Raw genomic sequence first — 21735 nt, forward strand, 5'->3', positions numbered from 1 at the left:
TGCTGGCGCCGACCCTGATGGAATAATGGACGCCTCAGACGGGGAACCGGCGGCCAATGCCCTCGACTAGAAACGGAACGCCGACGTGGACTTTGGGGCGCTGCCTCCGGAGATCAACTCCGCGCTGATGTACACCGGCGCGGGCGCGGCACCGATGCTGGCGGCCGCGGCCTCGTGGAACGGCTTAGCTACCGAGTTAAGCACTGTTGCCTCCTCGTTCGAATCGGTCATCACACGACTGAGCACCGAGCAGTGGATGGGCTCGGCGTCGTTGTCGATGGCGGCCGCGGCCCAGCCATTTGTGGCCTGGCTGACCTACACCGCTGAATCCTCGGCGCTCGCCGCGGCGCAGGCGATGGCGTCTGCGGCCGCGTTTGAGACCGCGTTAGCGATGACGGTGCCCCCGGCCGAGGTTGCAGCGAACAGGGCCCGGTTGGCGGCACTGGTAGCGACAAATATTTTTGGGCAAAACGTGACGGCCATCGCGGCTGCCGAGGCGCGCTACTGCGAAATGTGGGCCCAAGACGCTTCGGCCATGTATGGCTATGCGGCATCCTCCGCGGTAGCCGGCAGACTGAACCCGCTGACCAGGCCGTCGCACATCACCGATCCGACCGGGATCGCCAACCAAGCCGCCGCTGTTGGCCAGGCCGCATCCGGTGCCGCAAAGCAGGTCGGTCTTAATAACGTGATCAACAACGCGCCCAATGCCGTCCAGAGCCTCGCCTCCCCGGTCGCCGCGGCGACCGATGCGGCGGGGCTGGACGCAGTCGTCGAGGCCGATTTTTCCAGGTCGGTAGAATTCGCGTGGCACGGCCTCTCGGGCTGCATCGCGGACTTTTCCATGAACAGCGTTTCCAATAGCGTTTTCATTGACTCTGCCGGTGCCGCGAACACCATCAGCCAGGCCGTTCCGGGTGCTGCGTCGGCACACCCGATTACACCGAAGGTCATCGCCAGACCAGCTTTGTCGGCCGGTATGGGCGATGCGTCCGCCGTCGGTCGCCTGTCTGTGCCGGCAAGCTGGTCGAGCGCAGCACCGGCACCGACTAACGGCACGGCCGTGGATGGCACAGGTTGGGCAGTTCCCGAGGAGGACGAATCGATCGCAGCGGTGCTGCCTGCGCCTGGAATGGTCGTAAGCGCCGACGGCTCCGATGTCGTTGCAGGGCCGCGGTACGGGGTCAAGCCGATTGTCATGCCCACGCGCGGTCTCTTCTGATCGGGAACATTGACAGCCTTCAACGCTCGCAACACGTCACGGTGGTGACCAGCAGCCCACTGCCGTGCAACGCCGGCGGCAAACTCCTCGAGGGCAAGCTCCGCGAACAAATCTAATGGGGCCCGCCATTGCGCTCAGAAAAATTGTGGCCTATTTCTCTACGCCGGATAGCTCAAAATGACACGCTCAACATGCCGGCGTTAAGACCGTCGGCACCAGCGTAAACATGCCGTAAAAACTCATCATTTGCGCCTTCTGATTAGGACCGCGGGGGTGGGGATCGATAGCCTAATCTCAACACACAGGTTCTGCCCAGCTAATATGCAGAAACTAGCCAGCAAATACACAGGAAGCAAATACACAGCAAGCTGAGGAGCTACACATGTCATTCCTGACCACACAGCCGCAAGAGTTAACCGCTGCGGCGGCCAAGCTGGACACAGCTGGCTCAGCAATGGCTGCCCAGAACGCAGCCGCAGCACCGCCTATTACCACCGGCGTCATCCCCGCCGCCGCCGACGAGATATCGGCGCTGCAGGCGGCACTGTTCACCGCGTACGGCACCCTCTATCAGCAGGTCAACGCCGAAGCGCAAGCCATGTACGAGATGTTTGTGAACACCCTCGAAAGCAGCGCGAAAACGTATGCCGAGACCGAGGCGGCCAACTCGGCCGCGGCCGCATCGCCCTTGTCGGGCATCTCGGGCATTCTCGGTGCGGCGCCGAACCCGGTGCCACCTTGGGTGTCAGATATCGCCAACATACTGAACATCGGGGTAGGCAACTGGGGTTCCGCAGCATCGGATCTGATCGGGTTGGCAAGCGGCGCTCTTCTTCCGGCTGCCGAGCAGACAGAAATCGCCGACGCCGCCGCCGATGCTGCCGCCGGGGGATTGGCGGCCGCGGGCCTGGAACCCGCTGCCGCCGCCGCGGCAGCCTTGGGTGAGGCGCCGCTCGCGGCGGCATCCTCGATTGGCGCAGTCGCGGTGCCGCCCAGTTGGGCGGGCCCAGCCAGCCTCGTTTCAAGCGCAACCTTGCCGGGTGCGGGCTGGACCGCCACTGCGCCGCAAGCCGCGCCCGTCACCGCCATACCTGGGCTGCCGGGGGTGGGTACGGCCACCCGCAGCAGTGCCGGCTTCGGTGCGCCGCGCTACGGCGTCAAACCCATCGTCATGGCAAAGCCAGCTGTCGCGTAGTTCTCAAGGAATGGGATAACAATGGATTTCGGCGCTTTACCCCCTGAGATCAACTCCGCACGCATGTACGCGGGTGCGGGTTCGGCACCAATGATGGCCGCCGCGGCAGCGTGGCATAGCCTCGCCGTCGAGTTGGGCACGACAGCCACCACGGTGGAGTCGGTCATCACGCAGCTGACCACCGAGCAGTGGCTGGGCCCCGCCTCGCTGTCGATGGCGGCGGCGGCCCAGCCTTATCTCGCCTGGCTGACCTACACCGCCGAGTGCGCGCAGCATGCGGGCTCGCAGGCAACGGCCTCGGCGGCCGCCTTTGAGACAGCGTTTGCGATGACGGTGCCTCCGGCGGAGGTCGCGGCCAACCGTGCTCAGCTGGCCGCGCTGGTGGCGACGAATGTCCTGGGTCAAAACACACCGGCGATCATGGCCACCGAGGCCCAATACACCGAAATGTGGGCCCAGGACGCTCTGGCCATGTACGGTTACGCGGCTTCGTCGGCGGCCGCCGGGACGCTGAACCCCTTGACCACGCCGTCGCAAATCGCCAACCCGGCGGGGCTGGCCAGCCAGGCCGCCGCGGTCAGCCAAGCCGCCGCGTCCAGCACCGTCGCACAAGTGGGCCTGGGAGATCTGATCACCAACTTGCCCAATGCGGTAATGGGATTCGCCTCCCCCCTTACCTCCGCTGCGGGCGCGGCGGGGCTGGGTGGAATCATCCAGGACATCACGGACCTGTTGGGCATCCCGTTTGTGCAGAACGCCATCAATGGCGCAGTCAACACCGCGGCCTGGTTTGTCATGGCCGGCATCACCAGTTCGGTGTTCCTTGGCCACACCGTCGGCGCGCTGGGTCCGGCGGCCGAAGCCGCCACCGCAGCCGTCGGTGCCGTTCCGGCCGCGGCCGCGGGAACCGCCGGTTTGGCGCACAGCGTCACACCGTTGGCCGCGGGTATGGGAGAGGCGGCCTCGGTAGGCGGTTTGTCCGTGCCGGCCAGTTGGTCTACCGCCGCTCCGGCGCTGACCGCTGGCGCTTCGGTAGCCGACGGCAGTGGCTGGGCGGTCCCCGAGGAAGCCGGGGCGATCGCGGGGATGCCGGGGATGCCAGGGATCGCATCGGCGGCCAAGGGCGCCGGCGCGTATGCCGGGCCGCGCTACGGGTTCAAACCGGTTGTTATGCCCAAACTGGTAGTGGTCTGACTCGGGTGTGCATATCGACACTGCGGTCCGCCACCACCTTCGAGCTCGGCGATGTGATCGACCCCGCGCAGTCCCGGGCCTGGATCACCAGGCTGTCGGGAGCCCGAGAGTCCTGCAGACTAGCCGTGGCCGCCGCCGCAACCGACGCCCGGGATACAGCCTTGGCCGCCCGGCTCACCGTTCGGGCCCCAGAACTGGCCTCCGCTGCCGCAGCCGACCCCGGGGATGCAGCCTTGCCCGCCAGGACCGCCGTTGGGGCCGCTGTTGACGCCTCCGGAGCCGCAGTTGCCGTTGGCGTCGCAGCCGCCGCCGCCGGGTTCATTTGCGGGGAAGAAGTGAGTAATCGTCGTGGTGTTGATCCCCGGGCCAGCTGGAATGACATCAGCTGCGACCGTGGGTGCCGCAGCGATCGCTGTAGCGATAGCCCCGGCCACCACCAGTGGTTTCATGAGGTTTAATTTCGCTAACATTCTTTTCGCATACCACGTCTAAACATGTGCCAAACATGGCACAAGAGATCGGACGGCATGACCTCACTGGATCTGACCGGCCGCGCCGCGATTGTCACCGGCGCCTCCAGGGGAATCGGGTTGGCGATTGGGCAGCGCCTAGCCGAAGCGGGCGCGAACGTAGTGCTTACCGCCCGTAAGCAGGAGGCGGCCGATGCGGCCGCGGCCCAGATCGGGGAACGGGCCGTGGGCGTCGGCGCACACGCGGTCGACGAGGAGGCCGCCCGGCGCTGCGTGGACCTCACGCTGGAGCGGTTCGGCAGGGTGGACATCCTGATCAACAACGCGGGTACCAACCCGGCATACGGCCCGCTGATCGACCAGGACCACGCCCGCTTCGCCAAGATCTTCGACGTCAACCTGTGGGCCCCGTTGCTGTGGACGTCGCTCGTCGTCAAGTCATGGATGGGTGAGCACGGCGGTGCGATCGTCAACACCGCTTCCGTCGGCGGCATGCACCAATCGCCTGCCATGGGTATGTACAACGCCACCAAGGCGGCCCTGATCCACGTCACCAAGCAACTCGCGCTGGAACTTTCACCACGCATCCGGGTGAATGCGATCTGCCCAGGCGTGGTGCGAACCAGGCTCGCCGAGGCGCTGTGGAAGGACCACGAGGATCCGTTGGCGCGCTCGATTGCGCTCGGAAGGATCGGTGAGCCGGCCGATGTGGCCGGCGCCGTCGCCTTCCTGGTTTCCGATGCGGCGAGCTGGATTACCGGGGAGACGATGGTCATCGACGGGGGCCTGTTGCTCGGCCCCGCGCAGGGCTTCCAGGCCCAATGAGCACCGAAGCAGACCTGCAGACCACGGTGCGGACGCTGCTCGAAGAGCACGACCCGGCCACCACCGACCCGAAGGACTTCCTGGGCGCGCGGTTCGACGCGGGCCTGGCCTGGGTGCATTTTCCGCGGGGTAACGGCGGGCTCGATCTGCCGCCCAGGTGTCAGGCGCAGGTCGATGCCCAGCTGGCTGCGGCGGGCGCGCCCCCGGCAGGCGGCGGCAGAAACATCATCGGAATCGGCATGGCGGCGCCCACGATCGTGGCGTTCGGAACCGACGAGCAGAAGCGAAAGTTCCTGCGCCCGTTGTTTACTGGCGAACATCTGTACTGCCAGTTGTTCAGCGAACCGGGTGCCGGATCCGACCTTGCCGCCGCGGCAACCCGGGCCGTACGCGACGGGGACGACTGGGTTGTCAACGGCCAGAAGGTGTGGACCTCGATGGCGCAGCACGCGCAGATGGCGATCCTCGTCGCGCGCACCAACCCCGACGTGCCCAAACACGCTGGCCTGACGTACTTCCTGTGTGACATGAGGCAACCGGGTATCGACATCCGGCCGCTGCGCCAGATCACCGGTGAGGCGGAGTTCAACGAGGTGTTTCTCACCGACGTCCGAGTGCCCGACGCCAACCGGCTCGGCGACGAGGGCGGCGGTTGGCGGGTTGCGACCACCACGCTCAACAACGAGCGCGTCGCCATCGGCTCACGTAGCGGCGTCCCGCGCGAGGGCGGCCATATCGGCAAGGTCACCGAAGCCTGGCGGACCGATCCGGCACTGCGCAACCCGGCGATGCACGACCAGATGATGCGGCTGTGGGTCGAGGCAGAGGTGCTACGGCTCAGCGGTGAGCGGTTACGACAGCGGGCGGCCAGCGGTCAGCCAGGACCCGAGGGCGCCGGTATGAAGGTGGCCTTTGCCCGTCTCGCGCAACAGATTTCGGGCTTCGAAATCGAATTGCACCCCGAAACCGGTTTGCACTACGACGACTGGACCCTGCGCCGACCCGAAACCGTCGACCTGGTAGGCCGCGAGCCGGGCTATCGGTACCTGCGAGCGCGCGGCAACTCGATCGAGGGTGGTACCTCGGAGATCCTTCGCAACACCATCTCCGAGCGGATCTTGGGTTTGCCCGGCGAACACCGCGTCGACAAGACCGTCGCCTGGAAAGACTTGCCGCGGTGAGCGTCGGGGACCTGCTGTATTCCGACACCGAGGACGCATTGCGGGACAGCGTTCGGCAGTTGTTCATGGACCGGTGCCCACCGGAATCCGTTGCTAAGGCCTATGATTCGGTGCCGCAAGACTTTTCAGGCGTCTGGCGCACTCTCGCGGCCGAACTGGGGGTGGCGGGGCTGTTGGTGCCCGAGGCGCTCGGCGGGGCCGGCGCTACTGCCCGGGAGGCGGCCGTCGTCATGGAGGAGATCGGTCGAGCCGTCGCGCCGGTGCCTTTCCTGTCCAGCGCCGTGCTCGCCACGGTTGCGCTGTTGCGTGCCGGCGAGACCGAAACCCTGTCGCAGTTGGCTGCTGGTTCGGTCACGGCGGCGCTGGTGGTGCCGCTGTCCACGGCGCCAGGCGATGCGGTATCCGGGGTAGCCAATGGCGGCGTCGGCCTGACCGGCCTCGTCAGCAGCGTCGCCGGGGCTACCGAGGCAGACGTGTTGGTCGTCCCGGTTGCCGGCGCGGATGGGCTTGAGCTGCATACCATTCCGCGCGATGCGGCAGGTGTCGAGGTGTCGCCATTGTTGGCATTGGATATGACGAGACCCCTTGCCGACGTGCGATTCTCGGGTGCTTCCTCCACGCGCGTGGGCGCGGCCGACGTCGCAGTGGCGGATGCACTGCAGACGGGTGCGGCGCTGCTGGCCTCCGAGCAACTCGGACTGGCGCAGTGGTGTTTCGATACCACGCTGGATTACGCCAAGCAGCGCAAACAGTTCGGTCGCGCCATCGGTTCATATCAAGCGATCAAGCACCGGCTCGCGGACCTGTGGATAAAAATAAATTCGGCGACGGCGGCGGCCCGGTATGCCGCCGACGCCTGTGCCCGGAGTGATGGGGACGCGGCGGTCGCTGCGGCTCTGGCGCAGGCCTACTGCAGCGGTGTGGCCGTGCACGCGGCGGAGGAATGCGTACAACTGCATGGGGGCATCGGGATGACCTGGGAGTATCCCGCGCACCTGTACCTCAAGCGGGCCAAGAGTGACCAGTTGGCCCTCGGTACCGCCTACCTGCATCGGACCCAGTTAGCCAACTTGGTCGACCTGCCGGTCTCTTAACGGCGAGCAGACGCAAAAGCGCCCCATTTCGTGCCGAAATGGGGCGCTTTTGCGTCTGCTCGCGGGCGTTAGGTGAGACCCGCGCTGAAGGTTTCCGTCAGCGCGACCCAATGGCGCTGCGCGGCTGCCTCGTCGTATGGCGGGTTGTCAGGGACCGCGAACCCATGGGCCGCCGGGTACCACTCGATGCGGTGGTCTACACCCGCCGCCGTCAGGGCCTTGTCCAGCTGCTCGGCGTGGTCGGCGGTAAACGACTGGTCATGATGGGCGCCGCCGATGTACACCTTGGCGCTGATCCGGTCGGCCAGCAGGTGCGGGCTGTCCGGGTTGTCGGTCACCAGGCCGCCGCCGTGGAAGGACGCCGCGGCGGCGACCCGATCCGGAAGGCGGCCGGCCACCAGGACCGATATCCGTCCACCCATGCAATAGCCGCACACGCCGAAGCGCTCGCCGGTGACCTCGGGCCGGCTGGCCAGGTAGTCGAACAAGGCTGCGGCGTCGCGGGTGATCCGGTCCGGCGTGACGGTGCCGATCATGAACATGATCCGCGCGCGTTCTTTCGCGTCGCCGAACGCGGTTGCCATGTCGAACGGTGTCCAGTCACCCTCGCGGTAATACACGTCGGGAAGCAGCACCGCGTAGCCGAACCCGGCAAGCTTGGCCGCCATCTGGTCGAAGGTGTCTCGCACACCGCCCGCGTCGGGAAACATCACCACGCCGGGCCACGGGCCCGTGCCGTCGGGGGTGGAAAGGTGGACAGGGCAGCTGCCGTCGGGAGTGTTGACGGTATCGACGATGGTCGGCATGCCATCCGTTCTACTCCTGGCGATCGCCGCTAAGCTGGCCGCGTGCCGATTGCCACGCCCTACGAGGACCTGCTGCGCGTGGTGCTCGAGACGGGGGCGGCCAAATCCGACCGCACCGGTACCGGAACCCGCAGCCTGTTCGGCCGGCAACTGCGCTACGACCTGTCGGCCGGCTTCCCACTGCTCACTACCAAGAAGGTACATTTCAAGTCAGTCGTCTACGAGTTGCTGTGGTTCCTGCGCGGCGACTCCAACGTCGGCTGGCTACACGAACACGGAGTCACCATCTGGGACGAATGGGCCAGTGACACAGGAGATCTCGGCCCGATCTACGGTGTGCAATGGCGATCCTGGCCGACCCCGTCGGGCGAGCACATCGACCAGATCAGTGCGGCGCTGGATTTGCTGCGCACCGAGCCCGATTCTCGGCGGATCATCGTGTCGGCCTGGAATGTCGGAGAGATCCCGCAGATGGCCCTGCCGCCGTGCCACGCATTCTTCCAGTTCTATGTCGCCGACGGCCGGCTCAGCTGCCAGCTCTACCAGCGCAGCGCCGACCTGTTTCTCGGTGTGCCGTTCAACATCGCCAGCTACGCGCTGCTCACCCACATGATGGCCGCCCAGGCCGGCCTCTCGGTCGGCGAGTTCGTATGGACCGGCGGGGATTGCCATATCTACGACAACCACGTCGAGCAGGTAGGGCTCCAGCTCGCCCGCGAACCGCGTCCGTATCCAGAACTCATTCTCGCGCATAGGGATTCGATCTTCGACTACACCTACGACGATATCGTGGTCAAGAAGTACAACCCACACCCGGCGATCAAAGCCCCTGTAGCCGTATGACGACCGTGGGCCTGGTCTGGGCTCAGTCGACGTCCGGTGTCATTGGCCGCGCCGGCGGCATTCCCTGGCAACTGCCCGAAGACCAAGCCCGCTTCAAACAGCTCACATTGGGCCACACGGTAGTTATGGGCCGACTGACCTGGGAATCCTTGCCAGCTAGCGTTCGTCCGCTGCCGGGCCGCCGAAATGTCGTACTGACCCGCCAGACTGACTTCATGGCCGACGGAGCAGAGGTGGTTGGTGCACTCGAACAAGCCCTCACCGGGCCCGAGACGTGGGTGATCGGCGGAGCGCAGATCTATCGGTTGGCGCTGCCGTTGGCCAGCCGGTGCGAGGTCACCGAAGTCGACATCGACCTGCCGCGCGTTGACGACGACGCGCTGGCTCCGGTGCTCGACGAAACCTGGGTGGCCGAGACGGGGGAGTGGCTGGTCAGTCGGTCTGGATTGCGTTACCGGTTCCACGGCTACCGGCGATCATGAGCGCCTTGACCGCAGCTCAGGCCCGTCGGGTCGCGGTCGCGGCACAGGGCTTCACCGAGTCCAAACCGGCCGGCGCCGTCACCCGTGCCCACCTTAAGCGGCTGATCTCGCGCATCCAGGTGCTGCAGTTGGATTCGGTGTCGGTGGCGGTGCGTGCCCACTACGCGCCGGTGTTCAGTCGGCTCGGGTCGTATGACCGTGAGGTGCTGGACAGGGCCGCGTGGGGCTCGTCAAGGACGCGGCTGTTGGTCGAGTACTGGGCGCACGAGGCCGCGTTGATGGCCGTGGACGACTGGCCACTGCTGCGCTGGCGGATGCGCGAGTACCGGCACGGCCGCTGGGGCACCCATATCGTCAAGGCCAATCCGCAGCTGGCCGACGACATCGTCGCCGCCGTCGCCGAACTCGGGCCAAGCACCGCCGGGCAGATTGAGGCCCGTCTCGAGGCCGAGCCACGCGGCGCAAAGGGTCCCTGGTGGGGGCGCAGCGACACCAAGTGGGTCGCCGAGGCGCTGTTTGCCTCCGGGGTGCTCACCACCGCCACCCGCGTCGGCTTCGCGAGACACTACGACCTGGTGGAAAGGGTGCTGCCGGCCGAAGTCCTGGCTCGGCAGGTCGACGACAACGAAGCCGTCCGCGAGCTCGCACTGCGCGCCGCCACCGCGCTGGGTGTGGGTACCGAGGCCGACCTCCGTGACTACTTTCGGCTGTCGGCCAAGCAGATCAAACCGGCCATCGCCGACCTCCTGGCTAAGGGCGAGATCGAGAGGGTGAACGTCGAAGGCTGGTCGGCGCCGGCGTATCTGCGGGCCGGCCGGACCGTGCCACGGCTGGATCGCGGCACCGCGTTGTTGTGTCCGTTTGACCCGTTGATTTTCTTCCGGCCCCGGGTAGAGCGGCTGTTCGGCTTTCAATACCGCATCGAGATCTATACCCCGGCGGCCAAACGCCGGTACGGCTACTACGTGTGGCCGCTGCTGCTGGACGGACAACTAGTGGCGCGGGTGGATCTCAAGGCCGACCGCGCCGCGAACACGCTGCGCGTGCTGGGCGCGTTCGGCGAGCCCGATGCACCGCGGGCCCGGGTGGCCGACGCGCTCACCGGGGAGCTGGAGGCGATGGCTTCCTGGCTGGAATTGGGTGGGGTCAGCGTATCCACTCGGGGTGATCTGGCCGGAGAGTTGCATGCGGCAGCTAAGCGGGCCGGCTGATGAGCGGTGCCGAGAAGGTAAGGCTGAGTGATCATCTCGATTTTTCCAACGGAAGTACGTCGCCACTGCGAGGGCACAACGGCCGCTTTCCGGTCTATGGCGCCAATGGCGTTATCGGGTATGCGACCGAACACAATGCGCGCGGTCCGCTAATAATAGTCGGCCGCGTTGGTTCGTATTGCGGTAGTCTCCGCTATTGCAGCAGCGATGCGTGGGTTACGGATAACGCGCTCGTCTGCCGCGCAAAGAATCCTGAAGAATCGCGATATTGGTACTATGCGCTGCAGACCTGTGGGCTTAATCGATATCGCAGCGGATCGGGACAGCCCCTGATTACTCACAGCGTCCTTCGAAATGCCTCGACCTGGGCTGTCGCCGCGTCCGAGCGTCGAAGTGTCGGCGAGATTCTTGGTGCACTGGACGACAAGATAGCCGCTAACAACCGGGTCATCGAGGCCGCGGAGAGGCTCATGCTCGCCGTCGTAGAGCGCGTCGCTGATCGCACTCCTTTGTCCAGCTTTGCGAGAAGGTCAACCGTTTATCTTCCCCCTCGGGAATTCGACGATACCGTCGCGCATTTCAGCTTTCCGGCATTCGATGGCGGTGCTCAGCCAAAACTTGTTGAGGGCAGCTCCATCAAGAGCAACAAGTTGGTTCTATCGGAGCCGTGTGTATTGTTCCCCAAGCTGAATCCAAGGATCCCTCGTGTTTGGAATGTCACGAGCCTCCCATCCGAAATGGCACTGGCAAGTACAGAGTTCGTTGTACTGCGGCCGGTTGGTGTCGACGCTTCGGCCGTCTGGTCTGCCGTACGACAGCCCGATGTTCTCGCGGTACTCCAGCAGCGGGTCGCGGGCATGACGGGTAGCCGCCAAAGGATCCAACCCGACGACCTACTTGGCGTGCCGGTGCGCGATATACGCCGTTTGGCTACCGGACCGGCGCAGGCCTTGGCGAGCCTGGGGGCTCTGTGTCAGAGCCGACGGACGGAATCCGCACGTATGGCAAGGTTTCGCGACGCATTGCTGCCGGATTTGACGTCCGGCAGGCTCCGGCTGAAAGGCGTCACGGCGATGGCGGTATCTGCAGGGTCAGATCGTCTACCCACCAAAGGGTACCCTTCTACCATGAGCTTGAATATCAAGAATCAACGGGCAGTTGAGCTGATTCGCGAGCTGGCTGCGCGTACCGGCACCAACCAGACCGCCGCGGTCGAGGACGCGGTCGTGCGCCGCCTCTCGGAATTGGACCGCGAGGAGACTGCGCGTGCCGAGTCCAGGCGCGCTGCGGCGGAAAAGACTCTGCGGGAACTCGACAAACTCCTCACCGACGACGACAAGCGCGCGATTCAGCAGAACGAAGTCGACCTCTACGACGACAACGGTTTGCCACGGTGATTGTCGACACATCGGCCATCGTTGCCATCGTGCGCGGTGAGACGGACGCGCCGGAGCTAAAAGAGGCGCTGGTGAATTCGCCGAACTCCCGAATCTCCGCGCCCACCTACGTCGAATTATGTGCCGTCCTGCAACGGCCGGGCCGACCGGAGATCAGTCGGATGGTGGATCGTTTGCTGGACGACTACGGAATTCGCATCGAAGCCTTCGATGCTGACCAAGCACGCGCAGCGGCACAGGCTTTTCGAGACTACGGTCGCGGCAGCGGGCACTCGGCACGGCTCAACCTTGGGGATAGCTACAGCTACGCTCTCGCTCATGTCACCGGGGAGCCCTTGCTTTTCCGGGGAGACGATTTCTCCCACACCGATATTCGCCCGGCTTGCATCTGACCCGCCCCAGCGACAGCGCCGGCCGCCGGGCCGTCCGGAGAATCGGATGCCACGTCCGTAAACGAGGCAGCCGAGGCGGCACGCGATTGACCAAGGCGTTGATCGACGGGGTCGCTGCGGGCACTCTAACGCTCGACGCACAACCCGCTACGCCCGTCTTTGTCGCCGGGCACCGATAGGAAGGCCCCGGGCATGCTTCCGAGGAAAAAGCAGCAGCCGCAGGCACCGTCGACGATGAAGGAGCTCAAGGACACGCTCTGGAAGGCGGCCGACAAGCTGCGCGGGTCGCTGTCGGCCAGTCAATACAAGGACGTGATCCTTGGCTTGGTGTTTCTCAAGTACGTCTCCGATGCGTACGACGAACGTCGCGAGGCGATTCGTGCGGAGCCTGCGGCCGATGGGATGCACGGGGTATTCGTGGTGCCGCCAAACGCGCGCTGGAAGTTCTTGGCGGACAACGCAAAAGGTAGACCTGCGGCTGGTGGTGAGCTGGCGAAGAACATCGGTCAGCTCATCAACGAGGCCATGGACTCAGTGATGAAGTCCAATCCGACACTCGGCGGAACGTTGCCGCGGCTGTACAACAAGGACAACATTGACCAACGCCGACTCGGTGACCTGATCGACCTGTTCAACAGCGCCCGCTTCAGTCGGCAGGGTGAGCACAGCGCGCGGGACCTGATGGGGGAGGTCTACGAGTACTTCCTCGGCAATTTCGCACGCGCGGAAGGAAAGCGGGGCGGCGAGTTCTTCACACCGCCCAGTGTGGTCAAGGTGCTCGTGGAGGTTTTGGAGCCGTCACGCGGCCGGGTGTATGACCCGTGCTGCGGCTCGGGCGGCATGTTTGTCCAGACCGAGAAGTTCATCCACGAGCACGACGGGGACCCGAAGGACATCTCCATCTATGGCCAGGAGAGCATCGAGGAGACCTGGCGGATGGCGAAGATGAACCTGGCCATCCACGGCATCGACAACAAGGGACTGGGCGATCGCTGGGGTGACACATTCGCACGCGACGAGCATCCGGACGTGCAGATGGACTTCGTGATGGCCAATCCGCCGTTCAACATCAAAGACTGGGCCCGTAACGAGGAAGACCCACGGTGGCGCTTTGGTGTGCCGCCCGCCAACAACGCGAACTATGCATGGATTCAGCACATTCTGTCCAAGCTTGCGCCGGGAGGCGCGGCGGGTGTCGTGATGGCGAATGGTTCAATGTCGTCGAAGTCGAACGGCGAGGGCGCTATTCGCGCCCAGATCGTCGAGGCTGATCTGGTGTCATGCATGGTTGCGCTGCCCACCCAGCTGTTTCGCAGCACCGGAATCCCGGTGTGCCTGTGGTTTATTGCCAAAGACAAGGCGGCTGGAAAGCAGGGATCCAGCGACCGGTCGGGGCAGGTGCTCTTCATCGACGCCCGTGAGCTTGGCTATATGGTGGACCGCGCTCAGCGTGGGCTGAGTAACGACGAGATTGTCCGCATTGGCGATACATATCATGCATGGCGTGGCTCAAAGTCGGCTGCTGCCAAAGGGATCACTTACAACGACATTCCGGGGTTTTGTAAATCGGCGGTGCTTGCGGAGATCAGGGCTGCCGACTACGCGCTGACGCCGGGGCGCTATGTCCGGGTACCCGAGGTTGAGGATGACGGGGAGCCAATCGATGAGAAGATCTCGCGGCTGACCGAGGAGCTGCTGAAGGCGTTCGACGAATCCGCTCGGCTCGAAAAGGTTGTGCGGGAGCAGCTCGAGCGGCTCGATGGATGACCTCGGCGGCCTTGCGTCGCCGCCCGCACCGCACCCACACACCGAGGGCTTGCCGCTAAGGATGCTCGGCTGGCAACCTTGACTACGGCGGGGCGACCTCTCATTGTCGACCTCCGGGTCTGACTTAACATCAGCGCCGACGAGCGCCGTGAGGCGCGCCGCCCCCAAATGATGACGAAGTCAGCAGACTCGCAGCAGTCCTGCCAGCCTGCGTTGAGCGCGCTCGATCTGGCTCGGGACTCGCGCTGTGTGCAGTCTCGACGCCACCGATACAGACTCGGCCCGATAAGGTGCGCGCCGTGGCTGAGACCGCGCCGCCGCGCGTGCGACTGAACCTAGTGCGCCAGCGTGCCTTTTCCGAACGGATCGGCGATCTGATGCGGCGTTACACCGACCCGCAACTTGCCTCGGCCGAGGTCATTGCCGAACTGATCGAGATGGCGAAAGAGGTTGCTGCTGAAGGAAACCGGGGCAAGCTTTTCAGCCGCCGCTATCCCAGAACGAATTGGCATTTTGCGATGCGGTGGCCGCCCACGAATCAGCCGTTGAACTACAGGGCGAGGACGTGCTCGCTCAGATTGCGCGTGAACTCGTCGTAGTTATGCAGCGAGACACGAAAACGGACAGGACAGTATGCGACGACGTACGAGCCAGGCTCCGTTCGTCGATCAAACGCCTGCTGGTCAAGTACAAGTACCCGCCGCACAAACAGCGGGAAGCGGCCCTCTAACCACCTGCTGATGGCACACGAATCACACGATGCATGCGGGGGCGGCCGTGGTGGCTGGCGGGCGAGTGGCGAGCCTGACTACACTTCCGCCGATGCAGCAGCCACTGCGAGTCGACACCGCCGGTTTGCAGGCGATGGTCGCCCGGTGGGCCGCTTCGGTGGGCGAATTGAGCGGAACGGCGGCTCCTGCGGGGCTGGGTTCGTCGTGTCAGGCTAGTGCAGCCGCAATCGACGCCGCTCACGCCGACGTCACAGCTTTCACAGCCGCGCTGACGGCACGGGTGGGCGCCCGCGCCACACGCGTCGCCGAAGCCGACACCCGCTACATAGGCAACGAGACCCACTCCGCGAACGTGCTGGCCGCTATTGCCCATCCGGTGATTGGCTTATAGCGATGTTAGTGGTCGCAGCGTTTCCTAACCTCTCGCAGCTGTTGGCCTGGCCGACTGAACATTTGACGGAGGCGGCCGACTATTTGGAGGGTCATCGGCGAGCGCAGCTACGGGGTGGCCAACCAGGTCTGGCGGGACTCGCTATCGGTGGATTGGCAAGGCGAGGCCGCCGACGCGCTGCGCAGCGCGACGCACGCCGACATGCTTACAGCCAGCGCGGTGGCCGATCAGTTGCACGAGGCGGCCAAAGTTGCTCGGAGTGGGGCTTCAGATTTGTATGCGGCGCGCTCACGTGTCCGCTACGCGGTCGAGGATGCCCGCGCGGCGGGATTCGATGTGGGTGAAGACCTTTCGGTCACCGACCGCTCCAGCGGTGGGTCAGTCGCGCAGCGGGCCGCCCGGGCTGCCCAAGCACAAGCCTTCGCCGGTGATATCCGCCAGCGCGCCGCCCAACTCGTCGGGCTCGATCAGCAAGTCGCCGGCAAGGTCACCGTTGCGGTGGCCGGAATCCGCACCACTTTCCCGCCAAGCCCCACACCCGACACCCCGCCCAACGACGGCCGGGTGCGCGCCGTCGACCACCACTGGAAACAAGACCCACCACCACCTGGTTCGGGCACCGATTCGCCGTGGGACAACCGGCCGGCGCCACGGACAATTGACGATGTCCGAGATGCGTTGCGGCAATTGCGGCGAGGCAAGAATGACCCGCATCGGGAGTTGGACACACCTGATGAGATCCGAAAGTTCTATAAATGGCTCACCAAGGGCGCCGTCGGAGATTTGCCCGCCTCGGGAGGGTTTCCCCGCGCCACCGGGCGCCTCATGGTGGCCTGAGATCGGCCACGACCTCGGCGAGGCAGGCAAGAAGACATTCGCATGGTTGGTGATCGGGGGAGTTCTCGTGGGCGGACTTTTGGGATCGGTGGGCAAGGCGGGCAGGCGCCGGCCCCATGACCACGTCGCCTCCGCCGTCGCAAGGGCATCCTTTGGCAGCGTCGTCACTCGCGGATTTGCTCATCGAAGATGAATACGTCGAGGATGCGGGCGCAATTGCTGGTGTCCACGTGCCGGAATGGCTGCAGCGATTGGGCGTCCCGCAGGGCTGGATGCTGGTCGAGATTGCCGACAACTCACGGGTGCCATTGGCGCGCATAGCGGTGTGCGGGCCGCGGGATGACGATGGCTGGGAAGCTACCGAGACCATCAGTGTATTCGGCTACACGGGACGGCTCATGTTCGGAGACGTGTTCAGTAACGCCTCTGGCACGCTACGCGCTCTGGACGCCACCGACATCACAACCAAGGTGTTGCCCATCCCGCCGACGCAACACGCGGCGGCGCTGCGCAGCAGCGGCATCGCCGTCATTGGTGACCGACGTGTATGGGTGCAGCAAAGCAACTACTTGGCTGGGTCCTATCAGCGGCACGCGGGCCGGCTCTATGTGCACAGCATCTTCGTCGACTCCCAATGCCTCACTCGGCTGGCTGAAGACATCGCCCGAATGAGTGACGCGGTATATCTGGTGTTTGTCACCACGCTCGGCAACGAGCACCGCGCTGGCTAGTCGTCGCTGGCCACCACCAAGGCCACACTGCCGGTGTGGCGGTCGATCAACACGAACTCATGAAAGCCGGTGTCTGAGCCTACCGACGAGCCCCAGTCGTGTTCGGCGGTGTCGCGCAAGTCGGCCAATTGGTAGCGGCTGGTTGCGTTGCGGATCCGCGGATATAACTCGTGCTCCATTTCTTGCCGGCGGGCATCGGTCATCGGCGCGTCATAGTCGGCCCAGGTTCGTATCAATGCTTCGGCGTCGGCAGCTGACACCGTGTCAAACACCTCCGGGGTGATGGCGTTCAACCGGTATGGGCCGTGAATGGTTTCCACGTCCTTGTCACCGGTGCCGGCATAGCTGTCGCGGTAGCGCACATGGTGTGTCAACAACGCCAACACCGTGTGGTCGTCGGTGTTGGCCGGCAACGCGAACAACTTGATCGACACCCATTGCCGGCTGGTCCGGAAGTTGATGAACACCTCACCCTCGTAGACCAGTTGGTCCTCCACTGGTGTGGCACCGGCCTCAAGACGGCCTGCCTCACTCACCGTGTCCACCTCCTTATGCACTCTCGCTCAAAGACATTGCGCACTTTGTGCGAGTCTGCCGGAAGGGCGCTCCCCAAGCTCGTCGCGGCGCTTACCCCTGTGCATCGTAAGGTGAGCGCCGTGGCAAAGACAGCGCCGCTGCGCGTGCAACTGATCGCCAAGACCGACTTCTTGGCGCCCCCGGACGTGCCTTGGACCACCGACGCCGACGGCGGTGCAGCGCTTGTCGAGTTCGCCGGCCGGGCCTGCTATCAGAGCTGGTCCAAACCCAATCCGAAGACCGCGTCCAACGCCGGCTACATCAAGCACATCATCGACGTTGGACACTTCTCGGTGCTTGAACATGCCAGTGTCTCCTTCTACGTCACCGGCATCTCGCGATCGTGCACTCATGAGCTGATCCGGCACCGGCATTTCTCGTATTCGCAGCTGTCGCAGCGGTACGTACCCGAGAAAGACTCGCAGGTCGTGATACCGCCCGGTATGGAGGACGACCCCCACCTGCGACAAATCCTGACCGAGGCCGCCGACGCCAGCCGAGCCGCCTACACCGACCTGCTGGCCAAGCTGGAAGCCAAATTCTCCGATCAGCCCAACGCCGTATTGCGCCGCAAGCAGGCCCGCCAGGCCGCTCGTGCCGTGCTACCCAATGCCACCGAAACCCGCATCGTCGTGACCGGCAATTACCGAGCCTGGCGGCACTTCATCGCCATGCGCGCCAGCGAACACGCCGACGTCGAAATCCGGCGGCTGGCCATCGAGTGCCTGCGCCAGCTCGTCGACGTCGCGCCCGCGGTGTTCGCCGACTTCGAGGTTTCCACCCTCGCCGACGGGACCGAGGTCGCGACCAGCCCTTTGGCGACCGAGGCCTGACCCGCCGCGACCGTGCGCAGATGTACAGCCCGAGCGGCGTGTCGCTGGACAAACACGCACTCTCGCGACGGGGATAAAGCGCCAGGTAACCTTGGGAACCGTGAGCACCGTCGGATTCGACGCCCCGGCACGCCTGGGAACCCTGCTGACCGCGATGGTGACCCCGTTCGGTGCCGACGGGTCCGTCGACACCGCCGCCGCGGCACGATTGGCGAATCACCTGGTGGACCAGGGGTGCGACGGCCTGGTCGTCTCGGGCACCACGGGCGAGTCACCGACTACTACCGATGACGAGAAACTGGAGCTGTTACGCGCCGTCCTGGCGGCGGTAGGTGACCGGGCACGGGTGATCGCCGGCGCCGGCACCTACGACACCGCCCACAGCGTCCGGCTGGCCAAGGCCTGCGCGGCCGAAGGCGCGCACGGGCTCCTGGTGGTCACCCCGTACTATTCGAGGCCGCCCCAGTCCGGGCTGTTGGCGCATTTCACCGCGGTCGCCGACGCGACCGAGCTGCCGGTGCTGCTCTACGACATCCCGGGGCGGTCAGTCGTGCCGATCGAGACCGACACGTTACGCAAGCTGGCATCGCATCCCAACATCGTCGGCGTCAAGGACGCTAAAGCCGACCTGCCAAGTGGCGCACAGATCATCGCCGACACCGGGCTGGCCTATTACTCCGGCGACGATGCGCTCAACCTGCCCTGGCTGGCGATGGGCGCCACCGGCTTCATCAGCGTGATCTCTCACGTGGCGGCCGGTCAGCTGCGAGAGTTGTTGTCCGCCTTCCAATCTGGGGATATTGCCACCGCACGCAAGATCAGCGTCGCGGTCAGCCCGCTCTACAACGCGATGAGCCGGCTGGGTGGAGTCACGCTTTCCAAGGCGGGCCTACTGCTGCAGGGGTTCGACGTCGGCGTACCCCGGTTGCCTCAGGTGGCCGCAACACCCAAGCAGCTGGACGCGCTGGCCGAGGACATGCGCGCCGCTTCGGTGCTCCGGTGAGCCAGAAGTGAACGAGGAGCTGGCGCCACCGGGTCCTCTGACTGCGGGCGGGTTGCGGGTTACCGCGCTGGGTGGTATCAGCGAAATCGGCCGTAACATGACGGTTTTCGAGCATCTGGGTCGACTGTTGATCATCGACTGCGGGGTCATGTTCCCCACGCACGACGAGCCCGGCGTCGACCTGATCCTGCCGGACATGCGCCATATCGAAGACCGGCTCGACGACATCGAGGCGCTGGTACTGACCCATGCGCACGAGGACCACATCGGGGCCATCCCGTACCTGCTCAAGCTTCGGCCCGACATCCCAATCGTCGGTTCGAAGTTCACCCTGGCGCTGGTCGCCACGAAATGCCGGGAACATCGCATCAAACCGGTGTTAGTCCAAGTCGCGGAGGGGCAAAGCACCAGGCACGGCGTGTTCGAGTGCGAGTATTTCGCCGTCAACCACTCCGTCCCGGATGCGTTGGCCATCGCGGTCTACACCGGCGCGGGCACGGTCTTGTTCACCGGCGATATCAAGCTCGATCAGCTACCGCTGGACGGTCGCCCCACCGATCTGCCCGGCATGTCCAGGCTCGGTGACGCCGGTGTGGATTTGTTCCTGTGCGACTCGACCAACGCCGAGCATCCCGGTGTCGGGCCATCGGAAAGCGAAGTCGGCCCGACGTTGCACCGGCTGATCCGGGGCGCCGACGGGCGGGTCATCATTGCGTGTTTCGCCTCCAATGTGGACCGGGTACAGCAGATCATCGATGCCGCAGTCGCATTGGGCCGTCGGGTGTCGTTCGTCGGCCGATCGATGGTGCGCAACATGGGAATTGCTCGCCAGCTAGGTTTTCTGCGAGTGGCCGATTCCGACCTCATCGACATCGCCGCGGCCGAGATGATGCCGCCCGAAAAGGTCGTGCTGGTCACCACCGGCACCCAGGGCGAGCCGATGTCGGCGTTGTCACGGATGTCGCGCGGCGAGCATCGCAGCATCACCCTGACAGCGGGTGATCTCATCGTGTTGTCGTCGTCACTGATTCCCGGCAACGAGGAAGCGGTCTACGGAGTCATCGACTCGCTGTCCAAGATCGGGGCCCGGGTTGTCACCAATGCCCAAGCGCGGGTGCATGTTTCGGGCCACGCGTACGCCGGAGAGTTGCTGTTCCTGTACAACGGGGTACGGCCGCGCCATGTCATGCCGGTGCACGGGACGTGGCGGCATCTACGGGCCAACGCCAAGCTGGCGGCCAGCACCGGGGTATCGGAGGAGTCGATTCTGTTGGCCGAGAACGGTGTCAGCGTCGACCTGGTGGCTGGCAAGGCCCGCATTAGCGGGGCGGTGCCGGTCGGCAAGATGTTTGTCGACGGCTTGATCACCGGCGACGTCGGCGACATCACCCTGGGTGAGCGCCTTATCTTGTCGGAGGGTTTCGTCGCGGTGACGGTGGTGGTCAAGCGCGGTACCGGGCGTCCGGTGGCTGCGCCACACCTACATTCGCGTGGCTTCTCCGAGGATCCCAAGGCGTTGGAGCCGGCCGTCCGCAAGGTCGAGGCCGAGATGGAACAGCTGATGGCCGCCAACGTCACCGATCCGATCCGGATCGCGCAAGGGGTGCGCCGAACCGTCGGCAAGTGGGTGGGCGAGACGTTCCGGCGTCAGCCGATGATCGTGCCCACGGTCATCGAGGTCTAGCGTTTCTCCGCGTACGCGGACCATTCAATCTGCGAAGCCTTGAGTTTGCGCCCGGTGGGCTCGACATAGCGCTCGACGAGCTCGTCGGGCCCAGCCTGTTCCACCAGGCGCCAACCGTACTCGGCGACAAACTCCGCAACATCTTCGGGCGCTAACCCGAAGTGCCACAGCTGCCTTCGCTGCCGGACGGAGCGGTACAGCGTCCGGGTGCCATACCGATTCGTCCCGTCGATGAAGTCCTTGCGGACGTAGGTGAACACGATGCGACTGCCCGGCGCCGCCGCGCGCAGACCCTCCAGGGTTCGCCGGACGGCCTGCTCGGTGAGGTACTGCGTCACGCCCTCACAGATGAAGAAGACCCGGTATTCGGTTTGGTAGCCGTGCTCGGCCAGTGCGGTAAGCAGGTCGTCGTGCTCGAAATCGACCGCTACCAGTCGAACCGACAGCGGCAGCTCGCCCAGTACCCGTCGCACCGTCTTGGCCTTGCGAGCGATGTTGACCGGCAGATCTACCTCGAAGACCGGGACGCGGATCTGGCGAGTCAGCCGGTAGGCGCGGGTGTCCAACCCGGCACCGAGGATGACGACGGCGTCGATGTCGTCGAGCGCTTCGGCGAGCTTGTCACCGATAAAGCGCTTGCGGCAGACTAGATTCGCCCACAGCCCGGGGCCGGACCACTCCAGCGAGCTGATGAAAAGGCGCCTGAGCGCCGCAGGCCGGGTGGCGCTGACGAGCCAGCGCAGTGGCCTGGGCAAGAACAGGTCGGCCATATCGTCATCCACCAGCCGCCGGTCCGGCGGCTCATTCTGTTCGACGGCCGCCAACACCATCGGGCCAAAGGCGGTCTGAGCAACGGGATTTCGGGCCATC

21 protein-coding genes and 3 pseudogenes are annotated in these 21735 nt (G+C 65.0%); 20 read left to right on the forward strand and 4 right to left on the reverse strand.

Features of this window, described 5'->3' with window-relative positions; translation table 11 throughout:
- Positions 1-85: 85 nt before the first annotated feature.
- The 3 genes from AADZ78_RS09165 (at position 86) to AADZ78_RS09175 (ending at position 3611) form a co-directional block, all read left to right on the forward strand.
- Complete coding sequence (locus AADZ78_RS09165; protein WP_085248586.1) at positions 86-1222, forward strand: PPE family protein; 1137 nt, start codon at positions 86-88, stop codon at positions 1220-1222.
- A 382-nt stretch (positions 1223-1604) separates the two neighbouring features.
- Entirely contained in the window at positions 1605-2417 is an 813-nt protein-coding gene (locus tag AADZ78_RS09170; RefSeq protein ID WP_085248588.1) for a PPE family protein, SVP subgroup, read from the forward strand.
- Between the two features lie 21 nt (positions 2418-2438).
- The gene (locus AADZ78_RS09175) at positions 2439-3611 is read left to right on the forward strand and encodes a PPE family protein (RefSeq protein WP_085248590.1); all 1173 of its coding nucleotides are present in this window, start codon (positions 2439-2441) and stop codon (positions 3609-3611) included.
- A 119-nt stretch (positions 3612-3730) separates the two neighbouring features.
- Here the strand turns inward: AADZ78_RS09175 and AADZ78_RS09180 are convergent, their stop codons facing one another.
- Positions 3731-4060: a PE-PGRS family protein gene (locus AADZ78_RS09180; RefSeq protein ID WP_085248592.1), complete on the reverse strand. Its 330-nt coding sequence runs from the start codon at positions 4058-4060 to the stop codon at positions 3731-3733.
- A 78-nt stretch (positions 4061-4138) separates the two neighbouring features.
- Here AADZ78_RS09180 and AADZ78_RS09185 point away from each other — a divergent pair, with 78 nt between their 5' ends.
- The 3 genes from AADZ78_RS09185 to AADZ78_RS09195 are packed head-to-tail and all read left to right on the forward strand — an operon-like array spanning position 4139 to position 7181.
- Positions 4139-4906 (forward strand): SDR family oxidoreductase, encoded by a 768-nt coding sequence (locus AADZ78_RS09185; protein ID WP_085248594.1) that lies wholly within the window; start codon positions 4139-4141, stop codon positions 4904-4906.
- On the forward strand, positions 4903-6087 hold the full coding sequence (locus tag AADZ78_RS09190; RefSeq protein WP_085248596.1) for an acyl-CoA dehydrogenase family protein: 1185 nt from the start codon (positions 4903-4905) through the stop codon (positions 6085-6087). Before AADZ78_RS09185 ends, AADZ78_RS09190 begins: the two co-directional genes overlap by 4 nt.
- The gene (locus AADZ78_RS09195; RefSeq protein ID WP_085248598.1) at positions 6084-7181 is read left to right on the forward strand and encodes an acyl-CoA dehydrogenase family protein; all 1098 of its coding nucleotides are present in this window, start codon (positions 6084-6086) and stop codon (positions 7179-7181) included. Before AADZ78_RS09190 ends, AADZ78_RS09195 begins: the two co-directional genes overlap by 4 nt.
- 68 nt (positions 7182-7249) lie before the next feature.
- Here the strand turns inward: AADZ78_RS09195 and AADZ78_RS09200 are convergent, their stop codons facing one another.
- Positions 7250-7987, reverse strand: a complete 738-nt coding sequence (locus AADZ78_RS09200) for a dienelactone hydrolase family protein (protein WP_085248601.1) — start codon at positions 7985-7987, stop codon at positions 7250-7252.
- Between the two features lie 42 nt (positions 7988-8029).
- Between AADZ78_RS09200 and AADZ78_RS09205 the strand changes: the two genes are divergently transcribed.
- From AADZ78_RS09205 to AADZ78_RS09255, 11 genes and pseudogenes are all read left to right on the forward strand, one after another.
- Positions 8030-8830 carry a thymidylate synthase gene (locus AADZ78_RS09205; RefSeq protein ID WP_085248603.1) on the forward strand — a complete coding sequence of 267 codons (801 nt, stop codon included), beginning with the start codon at positions 8030-8032 and terminating at the stop codon, positions 8828-8830.
- Positions 8827-9312: a dihydrofolate reductase gene (locus AADZ78_RS09210; protein ID WP_085248605.1), complete on the forward strand. Its 486-nt coding sequence runs from the start codon at positions 8827-8829 to the stop codon at positions 9310-9312. The genes AADZ78_RS09205 and AADZ78_RS09210 overlap by 4 nt, the downstream gene beginning before the upstream one ends.
- Complete coding sequence (locus tag AADZ78_RS09215; RefSeq protein WP_085248607.1) at positions 9309-10523, forward strand: winged helix-turn-helix domain-containing protein; 1215 nt, start codon at positions 9309-9311, stop codon at positions 10521-10523. Before AADZ78_RS09210 ends, AADZ78_RS09215 begins: the two co-directional genes overlap by 4 nt.
- Positions 10523-11569, forward strand: a pseudogene (locus AADZ78_RS09220) (restriction endonuclease subunit S); the annotation flags it as partial. The gene AADZ78_RS09215 and the pseudogene AADZ78_RS09220, both read left to right, overlap by 1 nt.
- Before the next feature lie 81 nt (positions 11570-11650).
- On the forward strand, positions 11651-11920 hold the full coding sequence (locus AADZ78_RS09225; protein WP_085248883.1) for a type II toxin-antitoxin system VapB family antitoxin: 270 nt from the start codon (positions 11651-11653) through the stop codon (positions 11918-11920).
- Positions 11917-12312: a type II toxin-antitoxin system VapC family toxin gene (locus AADZ78_RS09230; protein ID WP_085248609.1), complete on the forward strand. Its 396-nt coding sequence runs from the start codon at positions 11917-11919 to the stop codon at positions 12310-12312. Before AADZ78_RS09225 ends, AADZ78_RS09230 begins: the two co-directional genes overlap by 4 nt.
- A 192-nt stretch (positions 12313-12504) precedes the next feature.
- A complete protein-coding gene (locus AADZ78_RS09235; RefSeq protein WP_085248611.1) occupies positions 12505-14079 on the forward strand; it encodes a type I restriction-modification system subunit M in 1575 nt (524 codons plus the stop codon).
- Positions 14080-14411: 332 nt separating this feature from the next.
- Positions 14412-14809 (forward strand): annotated as a pseudogene (locus tag AADZ78_RS09240) (type I restriction enzyme endonuclease domain-containing protein); the annotation flags it as partial.
- Positions 14810-14901: 92 nt separating this feature from the next.
- Entirely contained in the window at positions 14902-15201 is a 300-nt protein-coding gene (locus AADZ78_RS09245) for a hypothetical protein (RefSeq protein WP_085248613.1), read from the forward strand.
- Positions 15202-15203: 2 nt separating this feature from the next.
- Positions 15204-15813 (forward strand): annotated as a pseudogene (locus AADZ78_RS09250) (hypothetical protein); the annotation flags it as partial.
- A 341-nt stretch (positions 15814-16154) separates the two neighbouring features.
- Positions 16155-16769: a hypothetical protein gene (locus AADZ78_RS09255; protein ID WP_085248615.1), complete on the forward strand. Its 615-nt coding sequence runs from the start codon at positions 16155-16157 to the stop codon at positions 16767-16769.
- Here the strand turns inward: AADZ78_RS09255 and AADZ78_RS09260 are convergent.
- Positions 16766-17305, reverse strand: coding sequence for a hypothetical protein (locus tag AADZ78_RS09260; protein WP_139828476.1), 540 nt, complete (start codon positions 17303-17305; stop codon positions 16766-16768). The two genes, AADZ78_RS09255 and AADZ78_RS09260, sit on opposite strands and share 4 nt — an antisense overlap.
- A gap of 120 nt (positions 17306-17425) precedes the next feature.
- Between AADZ78_RS09260 and thyX the strand changes: the two genes are divergently transcribed.
- The 3 genes from thyX to AADZ78_RS09275 all read left to right on the forward strand — a co-directional run bounded on the left by thyX (position 17426) and on the right by AADZ78_RS09275 (position 20865).
- Entirely contained in the window at positions 17426-18178 is a 753-nt protein-coding gene (thyX, locus tag AADZ78_RS09265; protein WP_085248884.1) for an FAD-dependent thymidylate synthase, read from the forward strand.
- A 100-nt stretch (positions 18179-18278) separates the two neighbouring features.
- On the forward strand, positions 18279-19181 hold the full coding sequence (dapA, locus tag AADZ78_RS09270) for a 4-hydroxy-tetrahydrodipicolinate synthase (RefSeq protein WP_085248619.1): 903 nt from the start codon (positions 18279-18281) through the stop codon (positions 19179-19181).
- Positions 19182-19188: 7 nt separating this feature from the next.
- Positions 19189-20865, forward strand: a complete 1677-nt coding sequence (locus AADZ78_RS09275) for a ribonuclease J (RefSeq protein WP_085248621.1) — start codon at positions 19189-19191, stop codon at positions 20863-20865.
- Here the strand turns inward: AADZ78_RS09275 and AADZ78_RS09280 are convergent.
- The gene (locus AADZ78_RS09280; protein WP_085248623.1) at positions 20862-21734 is read right to left on the reverse strand and encodes a class I SAM-dependent methyltransferase; all 873 of its coding nucleotides are present in this window, start codon (positions 21732-21734) and stop codon (positions 20862-20864) included. The two genes, AADZ78_RS09275 and AADZ78_RS09280, sit on opposite strands and share 4 nt — an antisense overlap.
- Position 21735: the final 1 nt, after the last annotated feature.

This window comes from Mycobacterium riyadhense (genome assembly GCF_963853645.1).
Taxonomy (GTDB): Bacteria; Actinomycetota; Actinomycetes; order Mycobacteriales; family Mycobacteriaceae; genus Mycobacterium; species Mycobacterium riyadhense.